1 protein-coding gene is annotated in these 1,238 nt (G+C 62.0%); it reads left to right on the top strand.

Annotated elements, in window-relative coordinates; all coding sequences use genetic code 11:
• The first annotated feature begins 97 nt into the window (after positions 1 to 97).
• Positions 98 to 1,213, top strand: a complete 1,116-nt coding sequence (locus PQQ96_RS42035) for an ISAs1 family transposase (RefSeq protein WP_408303319.1) — start codon at positions 98 to 100, stop codon at positions 1,211 to 1,213.
• Positions 1,214 to 1,238 lie beyond the last annotated feature (25 nt).

The following is a 1,238-nucleotide window of genomic DNA, read 5'->3' as shown; positions in this document are numbered from 1 at the left end:
CAGGGCTTCCGCACGAAGGCCCGTATAAATAAAGGGACGTAGCGGTTGTAAACAATCAGCGGGTCAGGTTTACTCTTGTTTTTTGCCGGAACGAGAGATGCCCTCGATCATGGACGCATTTGCCGACCTGCGGGATCCGCGCTGCCGTACCTGTCGTTATCCGTTACCGGAAATCCTGTTCGCCGCACTGAGCGCGGTGTTGTGTGGCGTGGAGGATTGGGAGACGACCACCCTGTGGGCCCGTACCCAACTGGCTTGGTTGCGTACCCACCTGCCATACGAGAACGGTATTCCCTCGCCCGATACCTTTGCGCGCGTGTTCGGTGCGCTAAGCGTGAAGGCCTTCGAGCAGTGCTTCATCAACTGGGCGGGCCAGCTGTGCCCGGCCTTGGAGGGTCAGCATATCGCGATTGACGGCAAGGCGGTGCGCGGCAGTCGCAGCGGAACCCACTCAGCTCTGCATCTGGTTTCAGCATGGTGCTCAGATACGGGCCTGAGCCTGGGGCAGGTCAGCACATCGGAGAAGAGCAATGAGATCACTGCGATCCCTGAACTGCTGGCAGCGCTGAACCTGGAGGGGGCAACGGTGACGATCGACGCGATGGGCACGCAGCATACGATCGCTGAGGCCATCGTCAAGGCGGGCGCCAACTACGTTCTGGCGGTCAAGGACAACCAGCCGGGCCTGGCCGAGGGCGTGCGGCGATGGTTCGCCGCCGCGCAGGACGGCAGGCTGGAGAGTTCGTACTGGGAACATGTCGAACACGACAAGGGGCACGGGCGGCTGGAAACACGGGTGTGCCGCGTGGCTGATGACATCGCGTGGCTGGCGGGTACCGGGCAGCACTGGGCTGGCATTGAGCGCCTGGTCATGCTCGAGCGTACCCGTGAGCAAGGTGGCAAGACGAGCACCGAGAGCTGCTATTACATCAGCTCGAAAGCAGTGAAGGCTGCGGAGATGGCTCGACTCATCCGGGCACATTGGGGCATCGAAAACCAGCTGCACTGGGTTCTCGATGTGTCGTGGGGCGAGGATGCCAGCCTGATCCGCGACAAGGTAGCCGCGCAGAACATGGCCAGCCTGCGCAAGATCACGCTGAACCTGGCTCGACTCGAGCAGAGCCGCCAGCCGAAAAAGATCAGCCTCAAGAACGTTCGTAACCTCGCCGCATGGGATACCGCGTTGCGTGACTCCGTTCTCGGCCTTGTCTGACGGGGGCCTTCGTGCGGAACCCCTG

It is taken from the genome of Paraburkholderia sediminicola (genome assembly GCF_046027825.1).
Lineage (GTDB): Bacteria > Pseudomonadota > Gammaproteobacteria > Burkholderiales > Burkholderiaceae > Paraburkholderia > Paraburkholderia sediminicola_D.
This window is presented reverse-complemented; position numbering and strand designations above follow the sequence as displayed.